The organism is Marinobacterium sp. NO-S09 (genome assembly GCF_059179545.1).
Genome location: NZ_CP168954.1, coordinates 3,263,244 through 3,289,619 on the forward strand (window position 1 = coordinate 3,263,244; position 26,376 = coordinate 3,289,619).

General features: G+C 56.7%; 26 protein-coding genes. 14 read left to right on the top strand and 12 right to left on the bottom strand.

Annotated elements, in window-relative coordinates; translation table 11 throughout:
* The 3 genes from O3C79_RS15035 to O3C79_RS15045 are packed head-to-tail and all read left to right on the top strand — an operon-like array spanning position 1 to position 2,876.
* Positions 1–414 carry a DUF1850 domain-containing protein gene (locus tag O3C79_RS15035; RefSeq protein WP_494383766.1) on the top strand — a complete coding sequence of 138 codons (414 nt, stop codon included), beginning with the start codon at positions 1–3 and terminating at the stop codon, positions 412–414.
* Between the two features lie 19 nt (positions 415–433).
* Positions 434–1,621 (top strand): acyl-CoA dehydrogenase, encoded by a 1,188-nt coding sequence (locus O3C79_RS15040; RefSeq protein WP_076462657.1) that lies wholly within the window; start codon positions 434–436, stop codon positions 1,619–1,621.
* Positions 1,622–1,664: 43 nt separating this feature from the next.
* Positions 1,665–2,876 carry a CaiB/BaiF CoA transferase family protein gene (locus tag O3C79_RS15045; protein ID WP_494383767.1) on the top strand — a complete coding sequence of 404 codons (1,212 nt, stop codon included), beginning with the start codon at positions 1,665–1,667 and terminating at the stop codon, positions 2,874–2,876.
* A gap of 232 nt (positions 2,877–3,108) precedes the next feature.
* On the opposite strand, the gene lhgO is transcribed toward O3C79_RS15045, so the two are convergent.
* Both lhgO and glaH read right to left on the bottom strand, forming a co-directional pair.
* Positions 3,109–4,320: an L-2-hydroxyglutarate oxidase gene (gene lhgO / locus O3C79_RS15050; RefSeq protein WP_494383768.1), complete on the bottom strand. Its 1,212-nt coding sequence runs from the start codon at positions 4,318–4,320 to the stop codon at positions 3,109–3,111.
* A gap of 76 nt (positions 4,321–4,396) precedes the next feature.
* Positions 4,397–5,365 carry a glutarate dioxygenase GlaH gene (gene glaH / locus O3C79_RS15055; protein ID WP_494383769.1) on the bottom strand — a complete coding sequence of 323 codons (969 nt, stop codon included), beginning with the start codon at positions 5,363–5,365 and terminating at the stop codon, positions 4,397–4,399.
* Between the two features lie 231 nt (positions 5,366–5,596).
* Between glaH and csiR the strand changes: the two genes are divergently transcribed.
* Positions 5,597–6,280 carry a DNA-binding transcriptional regulator CsiR gene (gene csiR / locus O3C79_RS15060; RefSeq protein ID WP_494383770.1) on the top strand — a complete coding sequence of 228 codons (684 nt, stop codon included), beginning with the start codon at positions 5,597–5,599 and terminating at the stop codon, positions 6,278–6,280.
* Between the two features lie 110 nt (positions 6,281–6,390).
* On the opposite strand, the gene aptA is transcribed toward csiR, so the two are convergent.
* Entirely contained in the window at positions 6,391–7,710 is a 1,320-nt protein-coding gene (gene aptA, locus O3C79_RS15065) for an omega-aminotransferase AptA (RefSeq protein WP_494383771.1), read from the bottom strand.
* Between the two features lie 239 nt (positions 7,711–7,949).
* Between aptA and O3C79_RS15070 the strand changes: the two genes are divergently transcribed.
* Entirely contained in the window at positions 7,950–8,873 is a 924-nt protein-coding gene (locus O3C79_RS15070; RefSeq protein WP_494383772.1) for a LysR family transcriptional regulator, read from the top strand.
* A 188-nt stretch (positions 8,874–9,061) separates the two neighbouring features.
* Entirely contained in the window at positions 9,062–10,630 is a 1,569-nt protein-coding gene (locus O3C79_RS15075; protein WP_494383773.1) for a sensor domain-containing diguanylate cyclase, read from the top strand.
* A gap of 61 nt (positions 10,631–10,691) precedes the next feature.
* Here O3C79_RS15075 and O3C79_RS15080 read toward each other — a convergent pair whose 3' ends face one another.
* From O3C79_RS15080 to alr, 7 genes are all read right to left on the bottom strand, one after another.
* Entirely contained in the window at positions 10,692–11,549 is an 858-nt protein-coding gene (locus O3C79_RS15080) for a D-amino acid aminotransferase (protein ID WP_494383774.1), read from the bottom strand.
* Between the two features lie 54 nt (positions 11,550–11,603).
* Complete coding sequence (locus O3C79_RS15085) at positions 11,604–12,476, bottom strand: DUF4392 domain-containing protein (protein WP_417534555.1); 873 nt, start codon at positions 12,474–12,476, stop codon at positions 11,604–11,606.
* A gap of 22 nt (positions 12,477–12,498) precedes the next feature.
* Complete coding sequence (locus O3C79_RS15090; RefSeq protein ID WP_494383775.1) at positions 12,499–13,452, bottom strand: 5-oxoprolinase subunit C family protein; 954 nt, start codon at positions 13,450–13,452, stop codon at positions 12,499–12,501.
* A complete protein-coding gene (gene pxpB / locus O3C79_RS15095; RefSeq protein ID WP_494383776.1) occupies positions 13,442–14,128 on the bottom strand; it encodes a 5-oxoprolinase subunit PxpB in 687 nt (228 codons plus the stop codon). The genes O3C79_RS15090 and pxpB overlap by 11 nt, the downstream gene beginning before the upstream one ends.
* Complete coding sequence (locus O3C79_RS15100) at positions 14,125–14,859, bottom strand: 5-oxoprolinase subunit PxpA (RefSeq protein ID WP_494383777.1); 735 nt, start codon at positions 14,857–14,859, stop codon at positions 14,125–14,127. Before O3C79_RS15100 ends, pxpB begins: the two co-directional genes overlap by 4 nt.
* A gap of 78 nt (positions 14,860–14,937) precedes the next feature.
* Positions 14,938–15,717, bottom strand: a complete 780-nt coding sequence (locus O3C79_RS15105) for a putative hydro-lyase (RefSeq protein ID WP_494383778.1) — start codon at positions 15,715–15,717, stop codon at positions 14,938–14,940.
* A gap of 1 nt (position 15,718) precedes the next feature.
* A complete protein-coding gene (gene alr / locus O3C79_RS15110; RefSeq protein WP_494383779.1) occupies positions 15,719–16,864 on the bottom strand; it encodes an alanine racemase in 1,146 nt (381 codons plus the stop codon).
* A gap of 375 nt (positions 16,865–17,239) precedes the next feature.
* Here alr and O3C79_RS15115 point away from each other — a divergent pair, with 375 nt between their 5' ends.
* From O3C79_RS15115 to O3C79_RS15150, 8 genes are all read left to right on the top strand, one after another.
* On the top strand, positions 17,240–18,025 hold the full coding sequence (locus O3C79_RS15115; RefSeq protein WP_494383780.1) for a DeoR/GlpR family DNA-binding transcription regulator: 786 nt from the start codon (positions 17,240–17,242) through the stop codon (positions 18,023–18,025).
* Positions 18,022–19,065, top strand: coding sequence for an ABC transporter ATP-binding protein (locus O3C79_RS15120; RefSeq protein WP_494383781.1), 1,044 nt, complete (start codon positions 18,022–18,024; stop codon positions 19,063–19,065). Before O3C79_RS15115 ends, O3C79_RS15120 begins: the two co-directional genes overlap by 4 nt.
* Positions 19,055–20,332 (top strand): ABC transporter substrate-binding protein, encoded by a 1,278-nt coding sequence (locus O3C79_RS15125; protein ID WP_494383782.1) that lies wholly within the window; start codon positions 19,055–19,057, stop codon positions 20,330–20,332. The genes O3C79_RS15120 and O3C79_RS15125 overlap by 11 nt, the downstream gene beginning before the upstream one ends.
* A 75-nt stretch (positions 20,333–20,407) precedes the next feature.
* Complete coding sequence (locus O3C79_RS15130; protein WP_494383783.1) at positions 20,408–21,280, top strand: carbohydrate ABC transporter permease; 873 nt, start codon at positions 20,408–20,410, stop codon at positions 21,278–21,280.
* 9 nt (positions 21,281–21,289) lie between these two features.
* A complete protein-coding gene (locus O3C79_RS15135) occupies positions 21,290–22,102 on the top strand; it encodes a carbohydrate ABC transporter permease (protein ID WP_494383784.1) in 813 nt (270 codons plus the stop codon).
* Positions 22,102–22,947 carry an endonuclease/exonuclease/phosphatase family protein gene (locus tag O3C79_RS15140; protein WP_494383785.1) on the top strand — a complete coding sequence of 282 codons (846 nt, stop codon included), beginning with the start codon at positions 22,102–22,104 and terminating at the stop codon, positions 22,945–22,947. The genes O3C79_RS15135 and O3C79_RS15140 overlap by 1 nt, the downstream gene beginning before the upstream one ends.
* Position 22,948: 1 nt before the next feature.
* Positions 22,949–23,746, top strand: coding sequence for an HAD-IIB family hydrolase (locus O3C79_RS15145; protein WP_494383786.1), 798 nt, complete (start codon positions 22,949–22,951; stop codon positions 23,744–23,746).
* A gap of 91 nt (positions 23,747–23,837) precedes the next feature.
* The gene (locus O3C79_RS15150) at positions 23,838–24,818 is read left to right on the top strand and encodes a nucleoid-associated protein (protein WP_494383787.1); all 981 of its coding nucleotides are present in this window, start codon (positions 23,838–23,840) and stop codon (positions 24,816–24,818) included.
* Here O3C79_RS15150 and O3C79_RS15155 read toward each other — a convergent pair whose 3' ends face one another.
* Both O3C79_RS15155 and O3C79_RS15160 read right to left on the bottom strand, forming a co-directional pair.
* Positions 24,819–25,772, bottom strand: coding sequence for a sensor histidine kinase (locus tag O3C79_RS15155; RefSeq protein ID WP_494383788.1), 954 nt, complete (start codon positions 25,770–25,772; stop codon positions 24,819–24,821).
* Complete coding sequence (locus tag O3C79_RS15160) at positions 25,765–26,307, bottom strand: heme NO-binding domain-containing protein (RefSeq protein ID WP_494383789.1); 543 nt, start codon at positions 26,305–26,307, stop codon at positions 25,765–25,767. Before O3C79_RS15160 ends, O3C79_RS15155 begins: the two co-directional genes overlap by 8 nt.
* Positions 26,308–26,376 lie beyond the last annotated feature (69 nt).

The following is a 26,376-nucleotide window of genomic DNA, read 5'->3' on the forward strand; positions in this document are numbered from 1 at the left end:
ATGAGCCTGCTGTGTATCGGATTACTAACCGCAGCAATGGAAGTTCGATGTATTGAGACCGATAGCTTCACCCTGCGGTGGCAGCACTCCGTAGAACATAGCGGTTGGTATGAACAATACCGCCTCAGTGGCCAGCAATTTTTGCTGGTGGAATCAGCAGTGCAGCAAAGTGGTGCGGGCATGGAGCCCGCATCTGATGCCCGCCTGGTCGATGGCTGGTGGATCAGCCGCCCCGCTGCCTCCTTGGGTATACCTGAGCTGATCCTGCCGGACTCAGCATTCACAAGCCCTATGCAACTTTGCCTGCAGAGCGACTGCCAGCCTCTGCGCAGCTGGTTAACGGGCAATAAAGACTCAACAACTCCGGTGCGGCTGTTCGCCGGAACACAAACACCAGTAGATAACGAGCATTAAATAAATCGGGAGTACACAGATGTCCAACTTTGCAAGCTTCAATTGGGATGACCCCTTGCTGCTGGAGCAGCAATTAACTGAAGAAGAGCGCCAGATCCGTGATGCGGCCCATGCTTACTGCCAGCAGTCGCTGCAGCCTCGAGTTCTCAGTGCTTACCGCGAGGAGCGTTTTGACCGGGAGATCATGAGGGAGATGGGCGAAATGGGCCTTCTCGGACCAACCGTCGCTGAAGAGTACGGCGGCGCCGGTATTGGCCATGTCGCTTATGGACTCATCGCCCGTGAGGTTGAGCGTGTCGACTCTGGTTATCGTTCAGCCATGAGCGTTCAGTCATCGCTGGTTATGTATCCCATAGAAACCTATGGTTCCGAAGAGCAGAAACGCAAATACCTGCCCAAGCTCGCCAGTGGCGAATGGGTCGGTTGTTTCGGCCTGACCGAGCCAGACCACGGTTCTGACCCGGGCTCCATGATCACGCGCGCCAAAAAAGTAGATGGCGGCTACCGCCTAACCGGCCAGAAAATGTGGATTACCAACAGTCCCATCGCAGACCTGGCCGTTGTGTGGGCCAAATCGGAAGCCCATGACGGCAAGATCAAAGGCTTCATCGTCGAGCGCGGCACCGAAGGATTCTCGACACCCAAAATTGAAGGCAAGCTAAGCCTGCGTGCCAGTATTACCGGTGAAATTGTGCTGGATGAAGCCTTCGTACCCGAAGAAAATCTTCTTCCCAATGCAAGCGGTCTGGCAGGCCCCTTTGGCTGCCTCAACAAGGCCCGCTTCGGTATTGCCTGGGGCGCCATGGGCGCCGCCGAGTTCTGCTGGCACGCAGCACGCCAGTACACACTTGACCGCAAGCAGTTCAACAGACCGCTGGCCGCTAACCAGCTGGTCCAGTTGAAACTGGCCAACATGCAGACCGAAATTTCACTGGGCTTGCAGGGTGCACTGCAGATCGGGCGTTTAATGGATAGTGGCAATTGGGCACCCGAGATGGTCTCGCTGATCAAACGCAACAACTGCGGCAAGGCACTTGATGTGGCACGCATGTCTCGCGACATGCACGGAGGCAACGGAATTTCCGACGAGTTCGGCGTTATGCGCCATATGGTCAACCTGGAAACCGTCAACACCTACGAAGGTACCCACGATGTGCATGCACTGATTCTGGGTCGAGCCCAAACAGGTATTCAAGCATTCTTCTAACGCCTGGCGGCGGCTTCCGAGCCGCCTGCTTTGGAGGTGTATTATGGATAAACCCCTGGCAGGTGTCAGAGTGCTGGACTTGTCCCGTATTCTGGCAGGCCCCTGGTGCAGCCAACACTTGGCTGATCTGGGTGCTGAAGTGATCAAGGTGGAACACCCTAAGCGTGGCGACGATACCCGCAGCTGGGGTCCACCCTATTTGAAAGATACCCGAGAAGCGGCCTACTTTCTGAGTGCCAATCGTGGCAAGGAATCGGTTGCCATCGACATTGCTCACCCCGAGGGCCAACAACTGATCCGGGAACTGGCCTCTCAGGTAGACGTGGTTCTTGAAAACTTCAAAGTAGGAGGACTTTCCCGCTACGGGCTTGATTACGAGAGTCTTAAAGCCGTCAAACCCGACCTGATTTACTGCTCTATTACAGGGTTTGGCCAGGATGGCCCCTATGCAGAGCGAGCAGGCTATGACTTCCTGCTTCAAGGCATGGGTGGTTTGATGAGTTTGACCGGACAACCCGAAAGCGTCCCCGGCAACGAACCGGTCAAGGTCGGCGTAGCCATTACCGATCTGTTTACAGGCATGTACGCGGCTACAGCCATACTGTCCGCGCTGCTGCAGCGTGACAGAACCGGCGAAGGAGCCTGGATTGATTTATCGTTACTGGATGTACAAGTCGGCGTTCTTGCCAACCAGGCGATGAACTACCTGACGACCGGAATTTCCCCGGAGCGGATGGGAAATGCACACCCCAATATTGTGCCCTACCAGGTGTTTCCCAGCGCCGATGGACACATCATTCTGGCCGTGGGCAATGACAGGCAATTCCAGCGTTTCTGTGAGGTTGCCGGCATACCCGAGCTGGCTGGTGATTCTGACTACGCTACCAATAATAGCCGTGTTGAAAACCGCGAGCAGCTCATTCCACAGCTGAGTGCCTGCATCGCAAAACACCCTTCTGCCTTCTGGCTGGATGAGCTGGAAAAAGTTGGCGTACCCTGCGGCCCTATCAACAACCTGGCTCAGGTGTTCGTAGACCCTCAAATATGTCACAGAGGCATGCGCATTGAGCGCCAACACCCTGAAGCAGGGTCAGTGCCATTGGTCAGTAACCCTATCCGTTTCAATGGACATGCTCTAAATGCCGAAACAGCCCCCCCGGCATTGGGCGAGCACACATTAGAGGTTCTGCAACGACTGCTGCCGAATCAAGACTCCAGGCTCGATCAGCTTAAGGCCGAAGGCGTAATTAGATAAGAGTACCTTCTATCACTTTTGCAGCTTAATGATTAATGGGGCAAGGACTGTAAAACCTATATAACAGCCTGCCCCTAGAATCATTTTTTTCCGTTAGTAAATGCCTCGATGAATGCACTTTGATTACTCACGGCCTTACTAAGCTGAGTGACTAGTATTTACAGCTAGGAATTACGATGCACTTTTACAAGTAGACCTGAATACTTAAAGATCTGCTTCTCTGCATGAAAGATCAGGCCGCGACCGGCTCAAGTCCAAACTGCTGGCAGGCTTCGGCAATAATATGGCGCCCGATCGGCAATGCCGAGGTCGCCGCTGGTGACGGTGCATTACAGACATTGATGGTACGTTGGGTGCGCACGAACAGGAAGTCATCCACCAGTTTGCCATCCCGTGATACCGCCTGGGCGCGTACGCCGGCCGGATAGGGCTTGAGATCTGCCTTGATAATGGAAGGACAGTATTTCTGCACCTCTTTCAGATAGCCCCCCTTGAACACTGAGTTCTTGAGCTCGATCAGACCCGGTTTCAGGTTGGCCCTGAGCACCTTGCGGATACCGGCATAGCCCAGGGTTTCCAGGCTGTCTTTCAGGGAAATATCGCTCTTGCGATAGCCCTCCCGTTTCCACGCCAGTACCGCATTAGGCCCCACGGTTACGGTGCCATCGATCATGCGGGTCAGGTGCACGCCGAGAAACGGCATGTTCGGATCGGGAATCGGGTAGATAAGATGTTTGACGATCTGATTATGCTGCTCGGGAAGCAGGTAGTACTCGCCACGGAAGGGGCAGATCTGGAAACCGGGCTCCATACCCAGCATACGCACCACACGGTCGGCCATCAGCCCGGAACAGGTAATCAGGTATCGACCGTTAAAGTCCCCCTGTGTCGTCGATACTACAACCTCATTCGACGCCTCCTGCAACGCAGTCACTTCCGTGTCGTAACGAATCTCACCGCCCTGGGCTTCCACCTGGCGCGCCATGGCTTCGGTGACCTGTGCATAATTCACAATACCGCTGGAGGGCACCAGAATACCGCCCACGCCGGTAATATTGGGCTCAAGCTCCCGAAGCTGTTCCGCGCTGAGCCAGTGGCGCTCCAGCCCATTGGCAGCCGTTCGCTCCCATAAAGCCTGCATGCGCTCCATCTCCAGCGCATTGGTTGCCACCAGCAATTTGCCGCATTCATCATAGGCAATGCCGTTTTCATCACAGAAGCGCTTGGTATCCACATTACCCTGCAGACAGAATTTGGCCTTGAGACTGCCCGGCGTGTAATACACACCGGCATGAATCACACCCGAGTTGTGGCCGGTCTGGTGACGGGCCGGGCCGCTTTCCTTCTCCACCACCAGCAGTTTCTTGTCGGGAAAGCGCTGCAGCAGCTGCATGGCCGTGGACATGCCGACGATACCGCCGCCCAGAATAATAAAATCGTACATGGTTGTTCCTGCCTGAATCGCGAAAGGCCACTCTGCACAAGAGTGGCCCGGGTAAGGGTTCTATGGGTGAATTGAGTTACTGCCTTGGGTTGCGCAGCGTTTTGGCATGCGTGAAGTAACCGCGCTGGCGCATCAGCTCACGGCGAAGGCCCTGATGGGCAACAAACTTGTCGCGGCCATGGAGCCAGAAATGGTTATTGATCAGCAGAAAGCTTCCAACCGGTACGCGCACGGACAGTCGCGCATCGCTGCTCTCCAGGGACTCGGACAGGTCGGTTAACCAGTTGCCTTCCTCAAAGTTGGCAGGCTGCACAAATTGATCGATATAGGACAGAATCGGGCGGCCCCTGCGGTCCGTGTCGAACACGGGGTGGAATACATCTTTGGCCGTTTTTTTGCTCGGCGGTGCCGTCCAACGCATGGCACGGTGTGCCATGGGGTCCGTATAGAAGCGCTCCAGGTCTGCCCAGTCATCCAGGTGCAGCAGCAGAGAATCGCCCCCCTCCATGCTCTGCTCATCAATTTTCAGCATCAAGACATAGTCCGTGTCCTGTTCCACAAAGGTGCCGTCATTGTGCAGCTCCATCACACGATGGGCTTGGCGCAGGTAGCTGTCGGAGTCGTCGTCGTTCTGTACCACGAACCGAGCGTAATACTGACCACTCATGGCATCGTAGTTAGAGCGCCCGAACAGGTGCGCCACCGCCGTGGTGAACTTCACCATGTCTTCAGCCTGCTCCACGCAGTCCAGTCCTTCCGGCGTGATCAGCAATCCGCCGGTGGCCCTGTCTGCCAGCGTACTGACCAGCAGCGGCTGGAGCTCATCATCGCAAAGCTCATTGAGGATCGCTGCCACCCGGAAACGCAGCATGGATTTGTACTCCAGTGCCTGCACCGGCCAGTGCTCAACGCGCTGCAGAAACGCTTGTACCGTTTCCTGAGTGAATGTTAGCTCCAGCAACCGCTCACTTTGCTTACTTGGCTGCAGGCTGAAACTTTGGCTGGTCAGAGGGGCTGCGCTCAGCGGTTGAGTGATCGCGTTCATGGTTACCTCGATTCTTTATTCGTTTTATTAATTCCAAAAACAAGGCTCGCCAGAGTGTAGATACAAGTTACGCCACACCAGAACCTTGAGTACATGTGTAAACAATAAACAATAAATAAAATATTTTCAAAAAATATCTACATTTTTTTATTTTGAATAAATTATGGTTTTTTGCTGTCAGTTGTAACCTGCCGATATAATCAGACCCCGACTTTAAGAGTGCAGGACGCCATGACCGAGAAAACCAACCTTGCTGACATTGCCTATGACCAGCTCAAGCGCGACATCACCTGCGGCGCCTTCAAACCCGGCGACAAGCTGTTGATGAGTCATCTGCGTGAACGCTATGAGATAGGTACAGGCCCCATGCGTGAGGCTCTGTCACGCCTAGTCGCCGAGCACCTGGTAACGGCCGCCAGCCAACGTGGTTTTCGGGTGGCCGCCATGTCGACCGAAGAGCTGCATGACATCTATTTTGCCCGCGCCAGCCTGGAAGCCATGATCGCCGAACTGGCAGTCCAGAAAGGCGACGACAGCTGGGAAGCCTCAGTCATTGCCAGCGCGCATACGCTGTCACGGGTAGAGGAGGTGGAAAACGCCGATCAGATGCTGTCGCTTTGGGATAGCCGTCACAAAGCGTTTCATAACGCCATTGCCAGCGGTTGCGGTTCCAATAAACTGATGGAGCTGCGCACCACCATGCTGGATCAGGCCGAGCGTTATCGCCAGCTTTGGCTGCGCCGCACGGTCTTTTCACCGGCCGCACTGGAAGGCAAACGTGAAGAGCACAAGGCATTGATGGAAGCCCTGCTCTCGCGAGACTCCGTTAAAGTGCGAACCATGATGTTCGAGCACATGATGAACCCCATTCCGATCATCGAGCAAATTTTGCAGGAACAGGGATTGGCCGGCTGATAGTTCAGCCATGCCAACGCAAAAAACCGGGCACCCAAAGGGTACCCGGAAGGGTCGACCTTCACGGTCATATCCAAGGCAAGATGGACTTGCCAGGGGAGAGATAGGAGTTACTGTGCCTGGAACATCTCGCGGGAGATCTGAGTAAAGATATCAACGATTTGATCGATGTGTTCCTTCTCGATGATCACCGGCGGTGACAGCGCAATGGTGTTGCCCACCGCACGGATGGACATGCCCAACTCGTAGCAGCGCTGCATGATCTTCGGTCCGACAATGGAACCATCGTCGGTTTCAAACTGCACTGCACCGATCAGGCCACAGTTACGCACATCAATAATGCCCGGCATGCCCTTCAGCGAGTGCAGCGCCTGTTCCCAGTAGTCACCGATTTCACCGGAGCCGCGCTCCAGCAGGCCTTCCTCTTCATAGATATCCAGCGTCGCCAGACCCGCTGCACAGGCAACCGGGTGTGCCGAATAGGTGTAGCCGTGGAAGAACTCCACCTGACCTTCGGGCGCGGAATTCACGACAGTGTCGTGGATCTCGTCTTTGACGAACACGGCCCCCAGCGGCAATACGCCGTTGGTAATGCCCTTGGCCGAGGTGATCATGTCCGGCTGCACATCAAATTTTACCGCACCGAAGGACGCACCCAAACGGCCCCAGCCACAGATAACTTCATCAAAAATCAGCAGCACGTCGTGACGGGTACAGATTTCACGCAGTTTTTTCAGATAGCCCATCGGCGGCAGGATCACACCACCGGCACCGCTGATCGGCTCCACAATCACCGCGGCAATGCTGTCGGCACCGTGGAATTCCAGCAGGTTTTCCAGCGCTTCAGCACGCTCGATACCGAACTCCGGCAGCCCCTTGGAGAAGGCATTGCGCTCGACATCCAGAGTGTGTGGCAGGTGGTCCACCGGCAGCAACGGGCCAAAGCCCTTGCGGTTCGGTGTCAGGCCACCGACGGAGATGCCGCCGAAGTTCACACCGTGGTAGGCTTTTTCGCGGCCGATAAAGCGGTACTTGCCGCCCTTGCCACGGGCATTTTGGTACGCCAGTGCGATTTTCAGCGCACTTTCCACCGCTTCGGAACCGGAGCAGGTGAAGAAGACACGGTCCAGACCCGCCGGGCTGTGTTTCACCAGACGCTCGGCAAATTCAAAACCGATATCGTGGCCCAGGTTGAACGGGGAACTGTAATCCAGCGTCTGGATCTGTTTTGACACGGCTTCGGCGATCTGCTTCCGACCATGACCGGCATTGACACACCAGAGACCAGCGGTGGCATCTAGAACCTGGCGACCCTGGTCATTGTGCAGCCACATGCCCTCGGCGCGTTCAATAATACGCGGGGCTTCTTTGAAGGCGCGGTTCGCCGTAAACGGCATCCAGAAATGATCCATGCTTTGATAATTCTTCATAGTGCAAACCTACCAAGCGGGTGTGTTAACAAGTGATGCTCAGTGTAGGCCCGCGCGTTCTCAGCAAACAGCAGCAAGATTAAAAGCAGGGTTTTATCACCATCAAACTAAGATCATCTTTGCGGCTTCCTGTCCCCCTCAGTGCAATTTGATTAAACTAGGGGTTAGTTGAGGTTCAACCTCCCCACAGGCTCAGGGGCGGCGGCCCGAGTAACCTTCATGCTGTTGATGGAACCCATATGGCAACGCGCAAATTCTGGCTTGGCCAGGTCGGTGATTACGAAATCAAGCAACTGAAGGTGTTTACCACCGTTGCCGAGTGCGGCGGTTTCTCCGCCGCCGAAACCGAACTCAACATCACCCGCTCCACCATCAGCATCCATATTGCCAACCTAGAATCACGTCTGAACCTGGTGCTCTGCCACCGTGGACGAGGCGGTTTTGCCCTGACCGAAGAAGGCAAGATCATCTACGATCAGGCCAAGAACCTGTTTGCCGCTCTGGAAGAGTTTCGCGCCACCGTCAATAACCTCAACTCCAGCCTGTCAGGCGACCTGCGCCTGCTGTTTTCCGACACGGTCAGCGGTGATGCCCGCCTGCAGCTGCCCAAGTTGATCAACCAGCTGCACGAGCAGGCGCCGGATGTGTATATCACCGTGGATGTGGCAGCCATGAGCACCATCGAGCAAAAGGTGATTAACGAGGAAGCCGAGATCGGCTTTGTCCCCCTGCACCGCGAACTGGAAGGGCTGGACTACATTCACCTGTTTTCCGATACCTGCCAGCTCTACTGTCATCGCCTGCATCCACTCTACGCGGCAGCAGATGACGCGATCACGGATGAGGTTGTAGATGCCCAGGCCTTGATTCAGGCCGGTCTCAAGCCGCACAAGGATGCCAGCCACATGATCGAGCAGATGGACCCGCGTGCCACCGCCTATTACTACGAGACCCGGCTGGCGATGATTCGCTCCGGCAAGTATGTGGGTTTTCTGCCCGAGCACTATGTTCAGCAATATGCCAAACCCGATGAGCTGCGTGCCTTACAACCGGGTAAACGCGCCTATCCTCTGGATCTGGTAGCCATCGTGAAAAAGTCGGCCCGTCCCAACAAGGCTCGCAACCTGTTTCTGGAACTGATTCGCGCACACTTGTCTGCGTAAACTGGCAAACTTTACCAACAGCTATGGCTTTCCGTGGGCAGGATGGCATCATTAGCTGATTACCGTCTGTCACCCTGACAGTTTGCCCCCACACTGGCTTGTTTGCTCGTACTCCCCCATGCTTGTCACCAACAAGCATGGTGTAGAGTGACGAGGTTCAGCCGGAGCCGTTCAGGAGTCGTACGCGCGTGTTCGCCAAGAATTTTCTTCAGTTCAACCTGAAGCATCTGATTCTGTTGTTGGCTTTTTCCTCCGCTGCCATCACCTTGCTCAACAGCCTGAGTGCCAGCTATCAGGTACAGCGTAAGCTGCTGATACAGCAGAGCCTGGATAGTAACCAGGTATACGCCCGCAAGCTGGCCACATCCACCGAAAACTTTCTGCAGGCGTCCCAGCAACAACTGGCTGTGACAGCCGAAGAGCTGGTGCCAGAACTGCATAACCAGGATAAGGTGCAAGCCATCGCCAACCGCTTGCGCCGACTGACCGAAAGCTTCAACTCGGTCGTAATTGTGAGTGCAGAGGGGGAAGTTCTGGCCACCTCACCCGAGGCGTTACGGATCGTTGGCCATCACCTACAGTCTCCCGGTGCACTTGAAGCCCTGAAAAAGCGCAAGCCTTTGATCAGCGAGGCATATTTGTCTGCTGCCAATAACCTGCTGGTCTTTATCTCTCACCCGCTGTTTGCAGAAACCGGCGAATACCTGGGTTATATCGGTGGCTCCATCTATCTCAAGGAGCGCAGCATCCTTAACTCTCTGCTCGGTACACACTATTACAAGGATGGCTCCTATCTGTACGTGGTGGACCAAAACCGCCGCCTGCTTTACCACCCACAGGCCGAGCGCGTGGGTGAGCGTGTTCATGACAATGCCGTGATCGAACAGGTGATCAGCGGTAACGAAGGCTCGGCCCAGGTGCAAAACAGCCAGGGCATTGAGATGCTGGCAGGCTTTGCCCCTGTCGGCAGCGCCAACTGGGGGATCGTCGCTCAGCGGCCATTGGAGGCGACACTGGCACCCTTGAACAGCCAGATGCATGCAGTCATTTACCATACCCTGCCGCTGGCACTGGTCACCCTACTGCTGATCTGGTGGTTGGCGCGTCTGGTATCCAAACCGCTCTGGCAGCTGGCTGACAACGCCCAGTCACTGGATAAACCCTGCACACCCGATCGTATTAAACGCGTGCGCTCCTGGTACTTCGAGAGTGCGGAGCTTAAACGCGCCATGCTGCTGGGCATTAATCTGCTGCATACACGCATCGGTGAGCTGAAAAACGATGCCGAAACCGATCCCTTGACCGGTTTGAGCAACCGCCGCGGCAGTGAACTGACGCTGACCCTCCTGCAGGAGAAGCAGGTGCCTTTCAGTGTTCTGGCCATCGATATTGACCATTTCAAGCAGGTCAATGACACCTATGGCCACGACTGTGGCGATGAGGTCCTGAAGTCCCTGGCCGAGATATTGAAGTCCTGCACCCGTCAGGAAGATCTGGCGTGCCGCACGGGGGGCGAAGAGTTCATGATTCTGCTGCCCAACGCCCACCTGCAATCGGCGCACGAGCTGGCAGAGCGCCTGCGCAAAGCGGTAGCAGCAAACATATTCGCAGAGGTGGGTTCACTTACGGTATCAATCGGTGTGGCAGAGTGGCCCGAACAGGCCGATGAGCCTGGCAAGGTGCTGAAGTATGCGGATCATGCGCTGTATCGCGCCAAGAAGCAGGGCCGTAACCGGACCGAGGTGTATCAGAAATAAGGTGGGAAGATGCCGGGGCATGAAGCCCCGGCAGTGTTCAGCGACTGCTTAACAGCAGTGCTTAGTAGTTGTACTTCTGCGCGGTGTACAGGGTCTGGGCTTTTTCCCATACCGGACCGACTTCACCCGTACCCACAGGCTTGCCATCCAGCTCAGTAACCGGGGCAATTTCCTTGCTGGAGCTGGTCAGCCAGAGCTCGTCCGCATTGCGCACTTCATCCATGGTGACGATACGCTCTTCCACCTTGATGCTGCCATCCTTGCGCAGGATGTCGAGCAACATCAGACGGGTGATACCCGGCAGAATCTGGTTGTCCAGCGGCGGCGTGATTACAACACCATCCTTGACGATGTAGGCGTTGCAGGCACTGCCTTCGGTCATTTCGTTATTGGCGTTGAACAGGATGATCTCGTTGTGACCCGCAGCATGGCCCTGCTGGAAGTGCATAACGTTACCCAGCAGCGCAGTGGATTTGATGTTGCAACGCTGCCAGCGCAGGTCTTCGGTAGATGACACCTTGTACGGCTTCACCTTTTCGCGATCCGCCACCGGTGCAGCCGGGATTTCGAAGGCAAACGCATATACGGTCGGTTCAACGTTTTCCGGGTATGCATGGTGACGACGGCTGTCGGTACCACGACTCACGTGCAGGTAGATACCCAGGTTGCCGGCACCATTCTTCTCGATCAGTGCTTCACAGACTTGACGCCAATCGGCTTCGGAGTAGCCGAAGTTAATACCGATCAGGTCCATGCCCTGATTCATGCGCTCGATGTGCGGACCAAAGCCAACCAGCTTGCCGTCGTAGGACGGGATGACTTCATAGATGCCGTCACCAAACAGAAAGCCGCGGTCCATCGGTGAGATGCGGGCTTCGCCCATCGGCATGAATTCGCCATTCAGGTAAACAGTGCTCATTGTATGTTCTCCACTAATCTTTAAAAACGCTTGCTCAGATAGCCTCAGGCTACCTCAGGCAAATTCAGTTAAGCGGCGCAGGGCCAGCAGCAATTCCTGACCATCGCTGGCCGGCAGGCTGTCTTCGGTCAGCTCATTCAGGCGTGTCACGCCATCCACGCTGCCCCGCTCCGACAGGTAAGTCAGTACCGCGGTGTTATCAAATTCAGCCAGCAGATCCTGGCCATTGAGCCAGCCCATCAAGGCCACCAGCGCATGGCCGCCCCAATTGGAGACATCAGCCACCACCAGCTCGTTACAGCGAGTCACCGCCGCCTTGATATCCAGGCTCTTCAAAGCCGGACGTACGTTGCCCATACCGATCTCGTTGCCGCCATCACCGATGGCAATGGTCGGGCAGCCGGCCTGATGCATGATTTCGTCGAAGCTGGCGGTGTGCTGGCCGATGGATTCGCCACGCATGTTGTAATAGTCGGTGTCATCGGACTGACCTGGGCGCTCGATCGAGATCACCAGCGAAGGCTGATGCTTGGCGAGGATGTCATCCGCCTGCTGCAGGCGGACCTTGGCGTCACGCTCATTCAGCGGCAGACGCTCTACGCGATAGTCTTTCTCCAGCACGCTGGCGAGCGGGTCACCACAGACCAGCACCGGGTTACGGCCGGTAGCGTCCAGTGCCTGGTAAAGCGAGATGGCGCCAACGGGGCCATCGGTCTCGAAGGTGCCGGCAACGGGGAAGCCGGTGCCGATCAGAACGGTGTCTGAAGCCTGCTGCAGCATCAGGGCTGCCCGCAGGCAATAACCCGGCAGCATGCAGTCGCGAACATGGGCCATGCCGCGCAGATTGCGCTGCACCAGCAGGGACTCAATCTGGTGGCTCAGGGCGACGGCGTCGCGCACACTGTTTTGTGTCAGGGGTTGGTTCATCGGTTTGAAACTCCGTTTGCGCTCAGCAAGGCACCAGTTCAGTGCGTTCACGGCGTACCCGCGCCAGCCACAGCTGGTTGTGGGCATCATCAATGGTAATGGGCTCAAAATGTACCTGGGCGCCTTGGGTCAATTGCGCCAGGCGTGCCAGATCCGGTGTGAATACCGAGCCCAGCTTGGGGTAGCCGCCGATGGTTTGGCGGTCGTGCAGCAGGATGATCGGCTGGCCATCGGCAGGGACCTGAATGGCACCCAGACAGATACCTTCCGAAAGGATGCCGTCGATATCGGCGTGAATCTCCTGCCCTTCCAAACGGTACCCCATGCGGTCACTGCGCTCGGTGGTGCTGTACTCGCTGCTGAAGAACAGTGCCTGCTGAACGGCATCGAAATGGTCCTGCTGATAACCCAGGATCACCCGCAAGGGTTTGTCGGTGCCATAGTCGGGTCTACCGGACTCAGGCAGGCTCAAGGTCGGTGCCGAGGTGCCAGTGTCGCAGCAGAGGAAGTCGCCCGGCGCCAGCTTACTGCCCTCAAGGCCACCTATGCGCTCTCGAACAACGGTTGCAGCACTGCCAAACTGAGGTGCTACCTTGAGCCCGCCCGCTACTGCCAGATAGGCGCGACAACCGGAGGTGGCATAGCCCAGCTCAATCAGGTCACCTTTGGCAACGGCATGGCTGCGCCAGCTATCCTGTTCGGTGCCATTGATCTTCATGATCATCTCGGCACCTGTCAGGGCGATCAGCGTGTCGGCTTCCGCCTCCAGCACCAAACCACCAAAACTGACCTCAAGCGCAGCTGCACTCGGCTCGTTGCTGCACAGGCGGTTGGCCCAGTAGAAGGCTTCCGCATCCAGAGGCCCGCCCGTAGTGAGCCCCAAATGATGCTGGCCAAAACGACCGGCATCCTGGATCAACGTCATCAGGCCCGGCTGGCGAACGCGCAGACCGGACAGGCCCTGTTCATTCATCATCCAGACTGCCTCCCAAAGCGAAGAACTCATCACGGGAAATCGATTCAAAGCGAACCCGGTCACCCACCTGAACCGGCATGGTCGGTTCAGCATTTGGGTCGAACATGCGCTTCGGGCAGCGCCCGATCAGGTTCCAGCCACCCGGAGACACGGCGGGGTAGATCGCGGTCTGGCGGTCGGCAATACCCACGGCACCACGAGGTACACGTTGACGCGGTGTGGCCAGTCGCGGGCAGGCAATGCGCTCATCTACATCACCCAGATAGGCAAAGCCCGGTGCAAAGCCGATGGCATAGACGCGGTACTCACCGGCCTGATGCAGGGCAACAACTTCTTCCACGCTGAGGCCGACACGCTCGGCCAGTGAGTCCAGATCCAGCCCGGCATCTGTGCCGTAGTACACCGGCAAAGTGACCAGACGCCCTTCAGTCTCGTCTCCACCATCGATGCGCTGCAATACACGGTCGATCAGCTGACGCACTTCCAGGTGGTCGGTACGGAAAGGATCATAGAGCACCAACAGGGACGCATAAGAGGGCACCAGATCGATCAAGCGGTAGCCCAGCTCTTCGCGCAGCTGCTCGGCAGCACTGGCCACAGCCGCAGCAACACCGGGCTGGCCATGCTCGCCAAAGTAGATGATCAGGGCGCTTTCGCCGGCGACTTCCACTCTCATCCCTGCAGAACCTCCCGGATCTCGCGAATTGCATTCACGCCCTCCTCGTTGTCCCCGTGAACGCAGAGCGTATCCACTTCCAGCTCCAGCGTATGGCCGCCGAAGGTGCTGATGGTGCCTTCAGCGCGCAGCTGTTCAACCTGTTTCAACATCTGCTCACGGTTGAGTACGGCGCCAGCCTTGGTGCGGGAACGCAGACGGCCGTCATCTTCATAACAGCGATCGGCAAAGGCTTCAAAGATCAGATCCAGGCCCCACTCTTTGGCTTCTTCGCGGTGCTGCTTGTACGCCGGTGTTGCCTGCAACATCAGCGCCATGGGACGGTGAAACTCTGCCAGGGACTGCATCACGGCGCGGCGAACGTCGGCGTTGGCCATCATGTCGTTGTAGAGCGCACCGTGGGGCTTCACGTAGCTCACATCCAGCCCCTGCACACGCGCCATGCCATCCAGTGCTGATACCTGGTAGTGCATCAGCGCTACCACTTCTTCCGGATGGCAGTTCAGTGAGCGGCGACCAAAACCGACCAGGTCGGGATAAGCGGGATGGGCGCCGACGGTTACCTGATGCTCTCGTGCCAAATTCAGCGTTTTGCGCATCACCTGCGGATCGCCGGCATGAAAACCACAGGCCACGTTGGCCTGATCGATGTGCGGCATCACGGCTGTATCCAGCCCCATGCGCCAGGCACCGAAGCTTTCACCAAGATCACAGTTCAGTTTTATTGTCATTGTCACTCCTGAAGCCGGGGGTGATCCCCAGACGGTCAAGCACGCAGCTCAACCGCCTTTAAAACATTTAACAGACTGTTAGAAAACCGAGAGTTTGCTGTTGGGCAGATCGGTCACCAGCATGTGCCCCGGGCTATGAGTAATACAGAACGGCGGGCGCGCCTGCTCAAGTACTACCTGCGGGGTTACGCCACAAGCCCAGAACACCGGCACTTCGCCTTCGCGAATGCTGACGGCATCACCAAAATCCGGTGCGTGAATATCATCAATACCGATTGCGGCCGGGTCACCAAAGTGGACGGGGGCACCGTGCACCGAAGGGAAGCGGCTGCAGATCTGAATGGCACGGATCGCATCTGCCGGCTTCATCGGGCGCATGGAGACCACCATGTTGCCACTGAAGCGCCCTGCCGGTTTGCAGGCCAGATTGGTGCGGAACATGGGCACGTTCACGCCTTCGGTCACATTGCGGATTTCCAGACCGTCGGCCAGCAAGGCTTCTTCAAAGGAGAAGGAACAGCCCAGTGCGAAGGTCACCAAATCATCACGCCAGTAATCGCGGATATCTTCCACTTCGTTGACCAGCTGACCTTCTTCAAAAATACGGTACTTGGGCACATCGGTACGGATATCCATGCCGGCTGCCAGACCTTCAATGGCAATATCACCCGGATTGGCAGCAACCCCCACCAGAGGACAGGGCTTGGGATTCAACTGACAGAACAGCAGGAACTCGGCCGCCCAGTCTGCCGGCAAAATCGCCAGGTTGGCCTGCACAAACCCACCAGCCAGACCGGAGGTATTGGTGTTGTGGGCACCATTGCGGATCGCCAGGCGAGTCTCTTTCGGTGACTGCATCTTATTCTTCTCCTGTAACGTCAGGGCGGAAGCGTTCATTGCGCTCGCCGGTCACGGCGCCGCCCTGCTTGTAAATTCGGGGCACACGGTCGGAAATGGAGCAGACGATCTCATACCCGATCGTGTCCAGATCACGCGCGGCATCTTCAACCGTCAGGTTGTCGTTGATCAGATCGACCTGGTCACCAATTTGCACCCGGTCATCAATCTGCACCATGCATTGGTCCATGCAGATGCGTCCTACGATGGGATACTGCACACCGTTGATTTCAACCTGGCGACCCTGGTGATAACGCAACCAGCCATCGGCATAGCCAATCGGCAGAGTGCCCAATCTTACTTTCACGCCCGCCACATAGGTCGCACCGTAACTGACGGCACTGCCGGCATCGATTTCCTTGATCTGGGTGATACGGCTATGCAGAGAAAACGCCTGTTTCAGCTCAAACGGCAGTTCAAATTCATGACTCGGCGGCAGGCCATACATGGAGATGCCGAGGCGCCCGGTGTTGGCAACCGACTGACGGCCGAAGCGAAGCAAGGCAGCACTGTTGGACAGGTGGACATAGCGGAAATCGGTCAGATCGACCTGCGCAGTCAAGGTATCAAGCTGCTGCATCTGAGCGTCATAACCTGCGCGCGTCTGGGCATCGGCCGTGGCAAAGTGGGTGAAGAGACCGACCCGCTTTAGTTGCGGATTGGTATCAATCAGCTGACAGGCCTTATGCACGCTGCCGGCATCCTTGAGTCCGATACGGTTCATGCCGGTATCAATTTTGAGGTGCAGGTTGGCAGGTACGCCATCGTAAGCCAGAATCGACTCAATCCAGTGCAAGTCATGCGCGGTGACATCGATGTTGGCCGCCGCCGCAACCGCCAGATCTTCTGGACGGATGGCCCCCATTACCAGGATAGGCACATCCTTGATGGCACGCCGCAGGTGCAGCGCTTCATCCAGAAAGGCAACACTGAGCATATCCGCACCTGCATCCAGCGCCGCCCGGGCGACATTGATATCGCCATGACCATAGGCATTGGCCTTCACCACCGCATAGAGGTGATCGAAGCCGGAATGCTGTTTGATTCTGCTGACGTTTTGCTGAATTCGATCGAGATCAACCTCGACCCAGGTATCACGGTAATACATCGTGCCGCACTCAAATTTTGTTTATACCAATTTTACCTTCAGGGGACCGCCCATACAGATTTAAATTCATGAATATAAATCGATGATCAGCCATAATTTCTGTTTTAGTAAGAAAAACAGAAATAAAGCCCAAACCTTTGAAAATGGCATATTTTTCGGCTTGCGGCGCAAGTCAGCCACTGCTGCTCACATGGATTAGCCTAACCGCCTCGCCAATCGGTTCTTGATAAGCCATTGTCTGACCTAGTTTAGCCACAAAACCTTAACCGCTCCGTCATCTGACTGTTGCCCCGCTGTAACCCGGCACACAGAAAATCTTCGCTCGAATACAAACCGCAACCTTGCGAAACACATTGAGCGCGCGAACGAAATCCGATGACACTATCCGAGCGACAAAACCATATTCTTGCACTGCTGGATAAAGCCGCAGGCAACCTGACCAGCACCGAGCTGACCCAGGCCTTCGGCGTATCCGTGCAAACCATTCGCAAGGATCTGAACGAACTGAGTAACCTGGGCCTGGTGCAGCGAGTGCATGGCGGCATTACCCGCCCCCGTCAGAACCGCAACCTGTCCTTCACCAACCGTCAGGTCATCAACCTGGAAGCCAAGCAGGCCATCGCCAGAGCCGTTGCCGAGCGCTTGCCTGAAGGCGCCTCCATATTTCTGGGAAATGGCACCACGCCCCAGCAGGTAGCTCAGGCATTATTGGACCACCCTGGCCTTCAGGTGATCACCAACAACCTGGATGCCGCTCTGACCCTGTGTCAGAACCCCAATATCGAAACCTTGCTGGCCGGCGGACGCATTCGCCCATCCGATCAGGACTTGATGGGTGAAGACACCACCCGTTTCATGCGCCGTTTTCAGGTCAATTTCGGCATCTTCGGCATCGGCGGCCTCAGCGCCAAAGGCGAGTTGATCGACTTCTCACCGGAAGAGTCGCACCTGACCCGCGCCATTATCGATTGCAGCGATCAGCGCATTCTGGTCACCGACAGCAGCAAGTATCTGCGCAGCGCCCCCGTCCGCACCGGCCACCTCAGTGAAATAGACCTGTTTATCACCGAAATGTTGCCCGAGCCGGTACAGGCTCTTCTTGCCGCTACCGACGCGGAAGTCGTGTGCGCATCCCCCCAGCAACAGGAGCCCGCAAAATGAGCCAGCTTGAAGTTAAAGGATTGAATAAACACTGGGGCGACACCCGTGCCGTGAATGACGTCAGTTTCACCATTAAACCCGGTGAATTCGTCGCCCTGCTGGGTCCGTCCGGCTGCGGCAAATCCACAACACTGAAAATGATTGCTGGACTGGAAGACCCCACATCAGGCTCCATCCACCTGAATGGACGTGACCTTACTCACCTGCCTCCAGGCAAACGTGGCCTGGCCATGGTGTTCCAGTCCTACGCCCTCTTCCCGCACCTGAGTGTGGCCGAAAACATTGTGTTCGGGCTCAAGGCACGTCGCGTTGCCATCGAAGAGCAAAACCGCCGGCTGCGTCAGGTCACCGAGCTGGTCGACCTGGGTGCACAACTGCACAAGAAACCGGGCCAGCTTTCCGGTGGTCAGTGCCAGCGTGTGGCACTGGCGCGCGCCGTTGTCGCTGAAGCACCGCTTTGCCTGATGGATGAACCTCTTTCCAACCTGGATGCCAAGCTTCGCAACGAGATGCGCGCGGAGCTGCGGTCGCTGCAACAGCGCCTGGGTATGACCGTGCTCTATGTCACCCACGATCAGGTGGAAGCGATGAGCATGGCCGACCGTATTTTGCTGCTTAATGAGGGCAAAGTCGTCCAGAACGGCACGCCCGAAACACTGTATGGCGCACCGGAGAGTACTTTCGTCGCCCGCTTCATCGGCAACCCGCCCATGAATCTCATGCAGAAGGATGCGCAGCATCTTGGCGTGCGCCCGGAACATGTCAGGGTCGACCCAAAAGGCGTCCCGGCTCAGGTCATGCACTGTGATTACCATGGCGCCGATACCATTATTGATGCGGTGCTGCCGCACCTGAATCAGCAAACCATCAAATTGCGTTTGCCCGGTCACCAGCAGCTGCCCCAGGGCCGAGAGCTGGGCCTTAGCTGGGACCGCCACCACGAGCACCACTTCTGCCTGCATAGCGGGCAGCGACTCAACCCTGTTTTTGCATCACCCACTCTAACCCCCGATGAGACGGAAACACACCATGTTGCATAAAGGAAAGCACCTGCTGGCAATCGGCCTGACTTCACTGGCTGCGACAGCCGCTCAGGCCAAGACTGAACTGACCATGTACTACCCGGTATCGGTTGGCGGCCCGCTGACCAAGGTTGTAGACGGCATGATCGACCAGTTTGAAAAGCAGAACCCGGAGATTGATGTCAGCGCCATTTACGCCGGCAACTATAACGATGCCCGCGTCAAAGCCCTGGCGGCGCTGAAAGGCGGTCAGTCGACCCAGTTGTCCGTTATGGCCGCTATCGACGTACATGAACTCAAGGACCTTGATGCCATTGTCGCCTTTGACGACATCGTGGAAACCGATGAAGAGCGCCAGTGGTTGAATAGTTTCTACCCGGCGCTGATGGAAAACAGCCAGGTGGATGGCACCACCTACGGTATTCCGTTCCAGCGCTCCACCATCGTCATGTATTACAACAAGGATGCTTTCCGCGATGCGGGGCTGGACCCGGAACAGCCTCCGCGCAGCTGGGACGAACTGGTCAGCATGGGCCAGAAGCTGGTGAAGAAAGACAGCAACGGTCAGGTTGAGCGCTGGGGTGCCATGATCCCTTCAACCGGCTACCCCTACTGGATGTTCGGCGCACTGGCCAAGCAGAACGGTGAAGTGCTGATGAACAGCGCCGGTAACGAGACCTACTTCAACAAGCCCGGCACTGTTGAAGCTCTGCAATATTGGAGCGACCTGGGCAGCAAGTACAAGATCATGCCGCAAGGCACCATCGAGTGGGGCACCCTGCGTCAAAACTTCCTGGAGCAGAAAACCGCCATCATGTGGCACTCCACCGGTAACCTGACCGCCGTGAAAAAGAACGCCGACTTCGACTTTGGCGTCGCCATGATGCCGGCACACCAGCAGCTGGGCTCACCGACAGGCGGTGGCAACTTCTACATTTTCAAGGAGTCCACTCAGGAAGAGCGCCGTGCGGCCATGAAATTGGTGCGTTTCATGACCTCCCCCGAGCAGGCAGCCAACTGGAGTATCGCGACCGGCTACATGGGTGTTAGCCCGGCAGCATATGAAACGCCCGAACTGAAAGCGTACGTTAAGTCCTTCCCGCCGGCGGCAGTGGCTCGCGACCAGCTGGAATACGCCACGGCTGAGCTGGCAACTCACCAGGCCGGACGCGTGCGCAAGCTGCTGGACGATGCCATCCAGTCAGTGCTGAACGGTCAGGCCGAGCCTCAGGCCGCACTGGATGCTGCCCAGAACCAGGCCAAGCGCATTCTGTCTCGCTACTGATCCACCTGTCCGTGATCAACCCGCCCGGCCTATCAGTGTCGGGTGGGGTTGTCCGGCCGACTTCAAGGCAATTCGATGAACCGACTTTCATGGCTACATGCCTGGCTGATGCTGCTCCCCGCCCTGGCCATGCTACTGGCATTTACCCATATCCCGACGCTGACAACCGTCTGGCATTCGCTGTTCTTCCCTGAACGCGGTGGCGCACCGGCCGAGTTTGCCGGGCTGGCTAACTACCGCATGATGCTGGACGACAGCGTTTTCTGGCAGGCCCTGAGCAACAACCTCTGGTATGCCCTGGGCACAGTACCTACCTCGATCGCGCTGGCATTGGCCATGGCCTTGTGGGTCAACAGCAAGATCAGCGGCCGTACTGCCCTGCGTCTGGCGTACTTCACCCCCACCATGCTGCCGATGATCGCCGTCGCCAACATCTGGCTGTTTTTTTACAGCCCCGAGATCGGGCTTTTCAACAAGGTATTGGCGCTGTTCGGCCACCCCGGTATCAACTGGCTGGGTGACAGCGACTGGGCACTGCCAAGTCTGATGCTGATGACAGTGTGGAAAGAAGCCGGGTTCTTCATGATTTTCTATCTGGCCGCTCTGCAAAGCCTGAGCCGAGACCTCTACGATGCCGCCGCACTGGAAGGCGCCGGACGCTGGCACACCTTCCGCCGACTGACCTGGCCACTGCTGATGCCAACCACCCTCTTTGTGCTGGTCAACGCCATCCTCAACGCTTTCAAGCTGGTAGACCACCTGTTCATTTTGACCAAGGGCGGCCCCAACAACGCCAGTAACCTGCTGCTCTACTACATCTACGAAAACGCCTTCAGTTTCTTCGACAGCAACTATGCCGCCACCCTGACCGTGGTAATGCTGGCTCTGCTGATTCTGCTGGCACTTTTGCAATTTGGCGTACTCGAGCGCCGCATTCACTACCGCTGAGACCGCACCATGATGACGCGATTCAACACCTGGCTTTCGACTTCAGCCGCCTGGCTGCTGGGCCTGCTGTGGATACTGCCCTTACTGTACGCTTTTTGGGCAGCCACTCACCCGGCAGAATATGCCACCCGGTTTGATCTCTTTGCACCTCTTACTACCGAACATTTTGTTACCGCATGGAAGCAGGCACCGTTCATGCGCTACATGCTGAACACCGTGATCATTACCGGCCTGATCCTTCTGTTTCAGCTGATTCTTTGCACGCTTGCAGGCTATGCCCTGGCCCGCATGCAGTTTCGTGGCCGCGGGCTGGTGTTTGCACTGGTACTGCTGCAGCTGATGGTAATGCCGGAAATACTGATCGTGGAAAACTACCGCACCCTGGCTGGCCTGGATCTGATCGATACCCATATCGGTGTGGGCCTGCCCTATATGGCCAGCGCCTTTGGCATTTTCCTGTTGCGCCAAACATTCAAGGGCGTGCCTCAGGAGCTGGAAGATGCGGCCCGTCTGGAAGGCTGCTCGCGGCTGGGCGTGCTCTGGAAGGTCTATGTCCCCCTGGCAAAACCCACCTACCTGGCTTATGGACTGGTTTCGATCAGCCACCACTGGAACAACTTCCTCTGGCCTCTGGTCGTCACCAATACCGAAAGCAGCCGTCCTCTCACCGTCGGCATGGCGATTTTTGGCGCCCCCGAGTCCGGCGTTGACTGGCCGGTGATTTGTGCCGGCACCCTGATTGCCATCGGCCCCTTGCTGGCGGTGTTTCTGCTATTCCAGCGCCGTTTCGTTCAATCCTTTATGCACGCGGGGCTTAAGTAATGTTTAATTCACTGCGTATTCTCAGCTGGAACATCCAGAACGGTAAAGGCTGCGACGGTCTGGTCGACCTGGATCGAACCATCGCATATATCAAGGCTCAGGCACCATTGGACCTGATCTGCCTGCAGGAGGTCGCGCGCTTTTTTCCCGACTATACAACGCCTGAACATCCGGACCAGCTCACTGCACTGGCCCAGGCCTTTCCGGACCATACGCCCGTATGGGGCGCCGCACTCAGCTGGCCGGGAAGCAACCGGGAGCAGCGGCAGGAGTTCGGTAACCTGACACTGACTCGGCTGCCGCTGCTGGATCGGCGGGTACACTGCCTGCCGGGCGCGGTTGCCGGTGGCAATGCCAACGCCTGGCGGACGCCCCGTTGCGTAGTTGAAACTCTGGTCGAGACTGATACAGGCCCGTTGCGCATTCTCAATACCCACCTGGCTTACCACGACGATGAGGAACGACACCAGCAACTGAGATACCTGGATGAAATCCAGCAGGCGGCCTTGAGGCAGTACCAACACCGCTGCGATTCTGCCCCCGGCATTTTTGCTCAACCCTGGGCAACCGACCACACGGTCCTTTGCGGTGACCTGAACATGGATAGCCTACAGGACGAATACCACGCGTTCACCAGGCTGGGCTGGCAGGATGCCGCCACAGCCTTTGGCGATGCTCAGCGTCGTCAGCCCACCTGCGGTATCCATGACCGAGACCAGTGGCCCGATGGTCCCCATTGCCGAGACTACTTCTGGCTGCAGCAGGTGCAGGCAACTGCCCTTGATGTGGACACCAACACGCCCCTATCCGACCACCAGCCCCTGGTGCTGACTTTGGAACACTGAGATGACATCAATGCCCCCTCTGCCCTTGCCCGACCAGCTGGAACACCCCGTTCGTTACCTCTTTACCGATGTAGATGACACCCTGACCTGGGAAGGCCGCCTGCCACCCGCCACCTTTGCCGCTCTGGACCGTTTGCAACAGGCCGGTATTGATGTCATTCCGGTAACCGGCGCCTGTGCCGGCTGGTGTGACTGCATCGTCCGCACCTGGCCCGTCACCGCCGTGATTGGCGAAAACGGTGCCTTCTGGATGCAACGAGACGAACAGGGCCAGATACAACGCCACTACCGGCAGACCTCTGAGGAAAGAAGCCAGAATTTCGGTTTGCTACAACAACTGCAAACGGAGTTGGCTCAACAACACGATTTTGCCCGCCCCACCGATGATCAGCCCTACCGTGAAACCGATATCGCCTTTGATATTGGCCAGCAATGGCAAGCGTCAACCGAGCAACAGCACACACTACTTAATCTGCTGCAACAAGCAGGCGTGCAAGCACGGCTTAGCTCCATCCACATTAATGCCTGGCTGGGTGACTACGACAAAGCAAGCTCAGCACGGGCATGGCTGGCTCAGGAAGCCCTGCGCACCGGCTTTGCCATCAGCGACAATGAAGTTGCGTTTATCGGGGACTCGGGCAACGACGCGGCCATGTTCGAACAGTTCAGCAACACCGTTGGGGTCGCCAATATTGGCCGCTTCCTCGATAGCCTGCCGCAACCGCCTCGCTTTATTACCTCGGCTAACGGCGGCTATGGTTTTGTCGAGTTGGCCGAGCGCCTGCTGCAACACGCATGAGCCGCTAGAACTCTGTGTCCGGCAAGGACGTTTTCGGGGCGCGGATTGTTTATAATCCCCGTCCCATTCACATCCAGCTGGGAGCCCGATCATGCCCGCCACTGCCGCCATCGCCCACCGCCTGACTCGCCGCACCGGCGATCAGTCCTTCAGCCTGCGCGAAACCCCTTTCGACCGTGAGGGCCTGAACAACCGTATGCTGGCCGAGATCAAGCCGCTGTTTACCCGTCGCGCCAGCAAGCGCTACGGTTGCTTTGCCGAAGAAGCCACGGTATTCAAAGGCCTGCTGGTGAACTGGCGCGACCAGACCCTGAGCTTTACCCAGTTTACAGCCAAGGTGATCGAGAACCTGGCCATGCTGATGGAGCAGGAAGATCTGGAGACCGACGGGCACTGGCTGTTTATCGAAGAAGAGCTGGAAGCCTCACACCGCCTTTGGATTGCACTGCTGAAGCAGAAAGACGGTCTGCTGCTGAATGCGGATAACGACCTGCAGGACACCGGCTATATCGATTTTGCCAAAACCGGCCTCTGTGCCTGCATCGATCTGCACGATATCGACAACCCGGATGGCAAGCGCTACCTGACTCTCAGCTTCGGCTTTGGCGACCGCCCGCTACAGCAGCACCTGATGGACTTTTTCGGCTTTACCGATACCGTCGACACCCAGGCCGATACCGAACGCTTCATGGAGCTGGTCAGCGATTATTCCGAGGCGATGCCGGAAGATACCGCCAAGCGCTACCAGAAAGAGGTGGCCGAGTTCTGCATGGAGCAGTCAAAAGAAGGATCTGCGGTGAATTACCACGAGCTGTCCGGCAATGTGGACTCGGTAGCCGAGGTATCGCTGGACGATTTTATTGCCGAGCGTGCTCCCGAGATGAAGGAAGAGTTCATCCCGGATCGCAGCAGCCTGAAGAAATACATCCGTTACACCGGACGTACCAAGGAGGTATCCATCAGCTTCAGCAACGAGTCGCTGGGCAAGTCGATTACCTTTGACCCGAGCACCGAGACACTGACACTTAAAGACCTTCCTTCTGCACTGGTCAAACAACTTAAAGGCGAGTGATCAGGCGTTAGCCAGCGGCAATTTCACCAGGAACCGGGTACCTTCGCCCGGTTCACTTTCCACCTGAATGTCGCCGCCATGGTCCTGCACGATGCCCCAGGTGATCGATAGTCCAAGCCCCGTCCCTTCGCCTACCGGCTTGGTGGTATAGAAAGGCGTGAATATCTCCTTGACCACATCCTGGGTCATGCCACAGCCGGTGTCAGCCACAATGATCAGCGCATAACCATCCTGCACTTCACTGCTGATCTTCAACTCGGCACGCGGCTGGTCCTTCATGGCATGAACGGCATTAATGATCAGGTTAGTGAACACCTGATTAATCTCGTTCAAGTTACATCGTACAAGGGGCAATGGCTCCAGCTCAAGCGAGATCCTGACGCGATTCTTCAGTTCATTATTCAGCAGACGCAAAGTGGATTTCAGCGCCTCAACCAGATCTGCCGGCTCTCGCTCGCCCTCCTGAACACGGGAAAAACTGCGCAGGCTGTGCACGATATCGCGTACCCGATCCAGCCCTTCCTGAGTGTCTTCAATCACACCGGGATAATCTTCCTGAATAAAGGCCAGATCCAGTCTCTCCTGCAAGCTGTCCCATTCCTGTTGTAACGCCTCTGGCATCAAGCTTGCCAGGTCGTGCTGCTGAATAAACTTCACCAGCTGATCATAGGCCTCTATATATTCCTTGGCCGCCGATACGTTGCTGATCACATACGCCAGAGGGTTATTGATCTCGTGTGCCACGCCTGCAGTGAGTGTACCCAACGTTGCAAGCTTTTCGCTTTGTACCAGCGCAGTTTGTTGCTGCTGAAGCTGATCATAACTTTCTTCAAGGCGGCGGTTTTGCTGATACAGCTCTCGGGACTTGTCCTCCAGCAGCTGCTCAGCTGTCAGGCGTGCACTCCGTTCACGCTCATATGCCGCCTTGTAAGGATTTTCCTTTACCTCAGGCATCGATATATTGAACCTCTAAAACACAGTGGTCAGCCCCATCATGCATGCACTGGCTATGCGCGATGGTGATGGGTGTGGCGTAGTGCTTGGCAGCCCCAAATATCAGACCTTCAGCCAACATGCACAGTTTACGTTCGGAACGGTAGTTCATGATCAGTTTATCGTCAGTTCGGGTACACTCAATTCGAGGCAGACTGGGGTTCTCATACAGCTTGTTCACTTCCACATGGATGACACCATCAATGCTTTCCAGAAAGGTGAACAGGTCGGGGCAATCCTCCACAAACATGGGATAACGCCGGGAGAGCTTGCCAAACATATACTCGCCAAACCCCTTCACCACTTCCTGTACCGGCAGGTCGAGATACTCGGCAACCCCTCCAACCAGCGCAAACAGCTCCGAGTCCGGATAGGAAACTGCAGACGTATAGATACCGCTGGCATCACGGGATTGAGCCAGAATTTCATTCCAGGCTTCCATACCGCCTTTTTCCAGCACCATCTCTTCAAGAATATTGAAAACAACCCCTTTCATATCCACGCTCCCCTTGGGATCACCCGACTCAGTGTAGCGCCAAGACCGGGCAAGATCGACCAGCCCGAA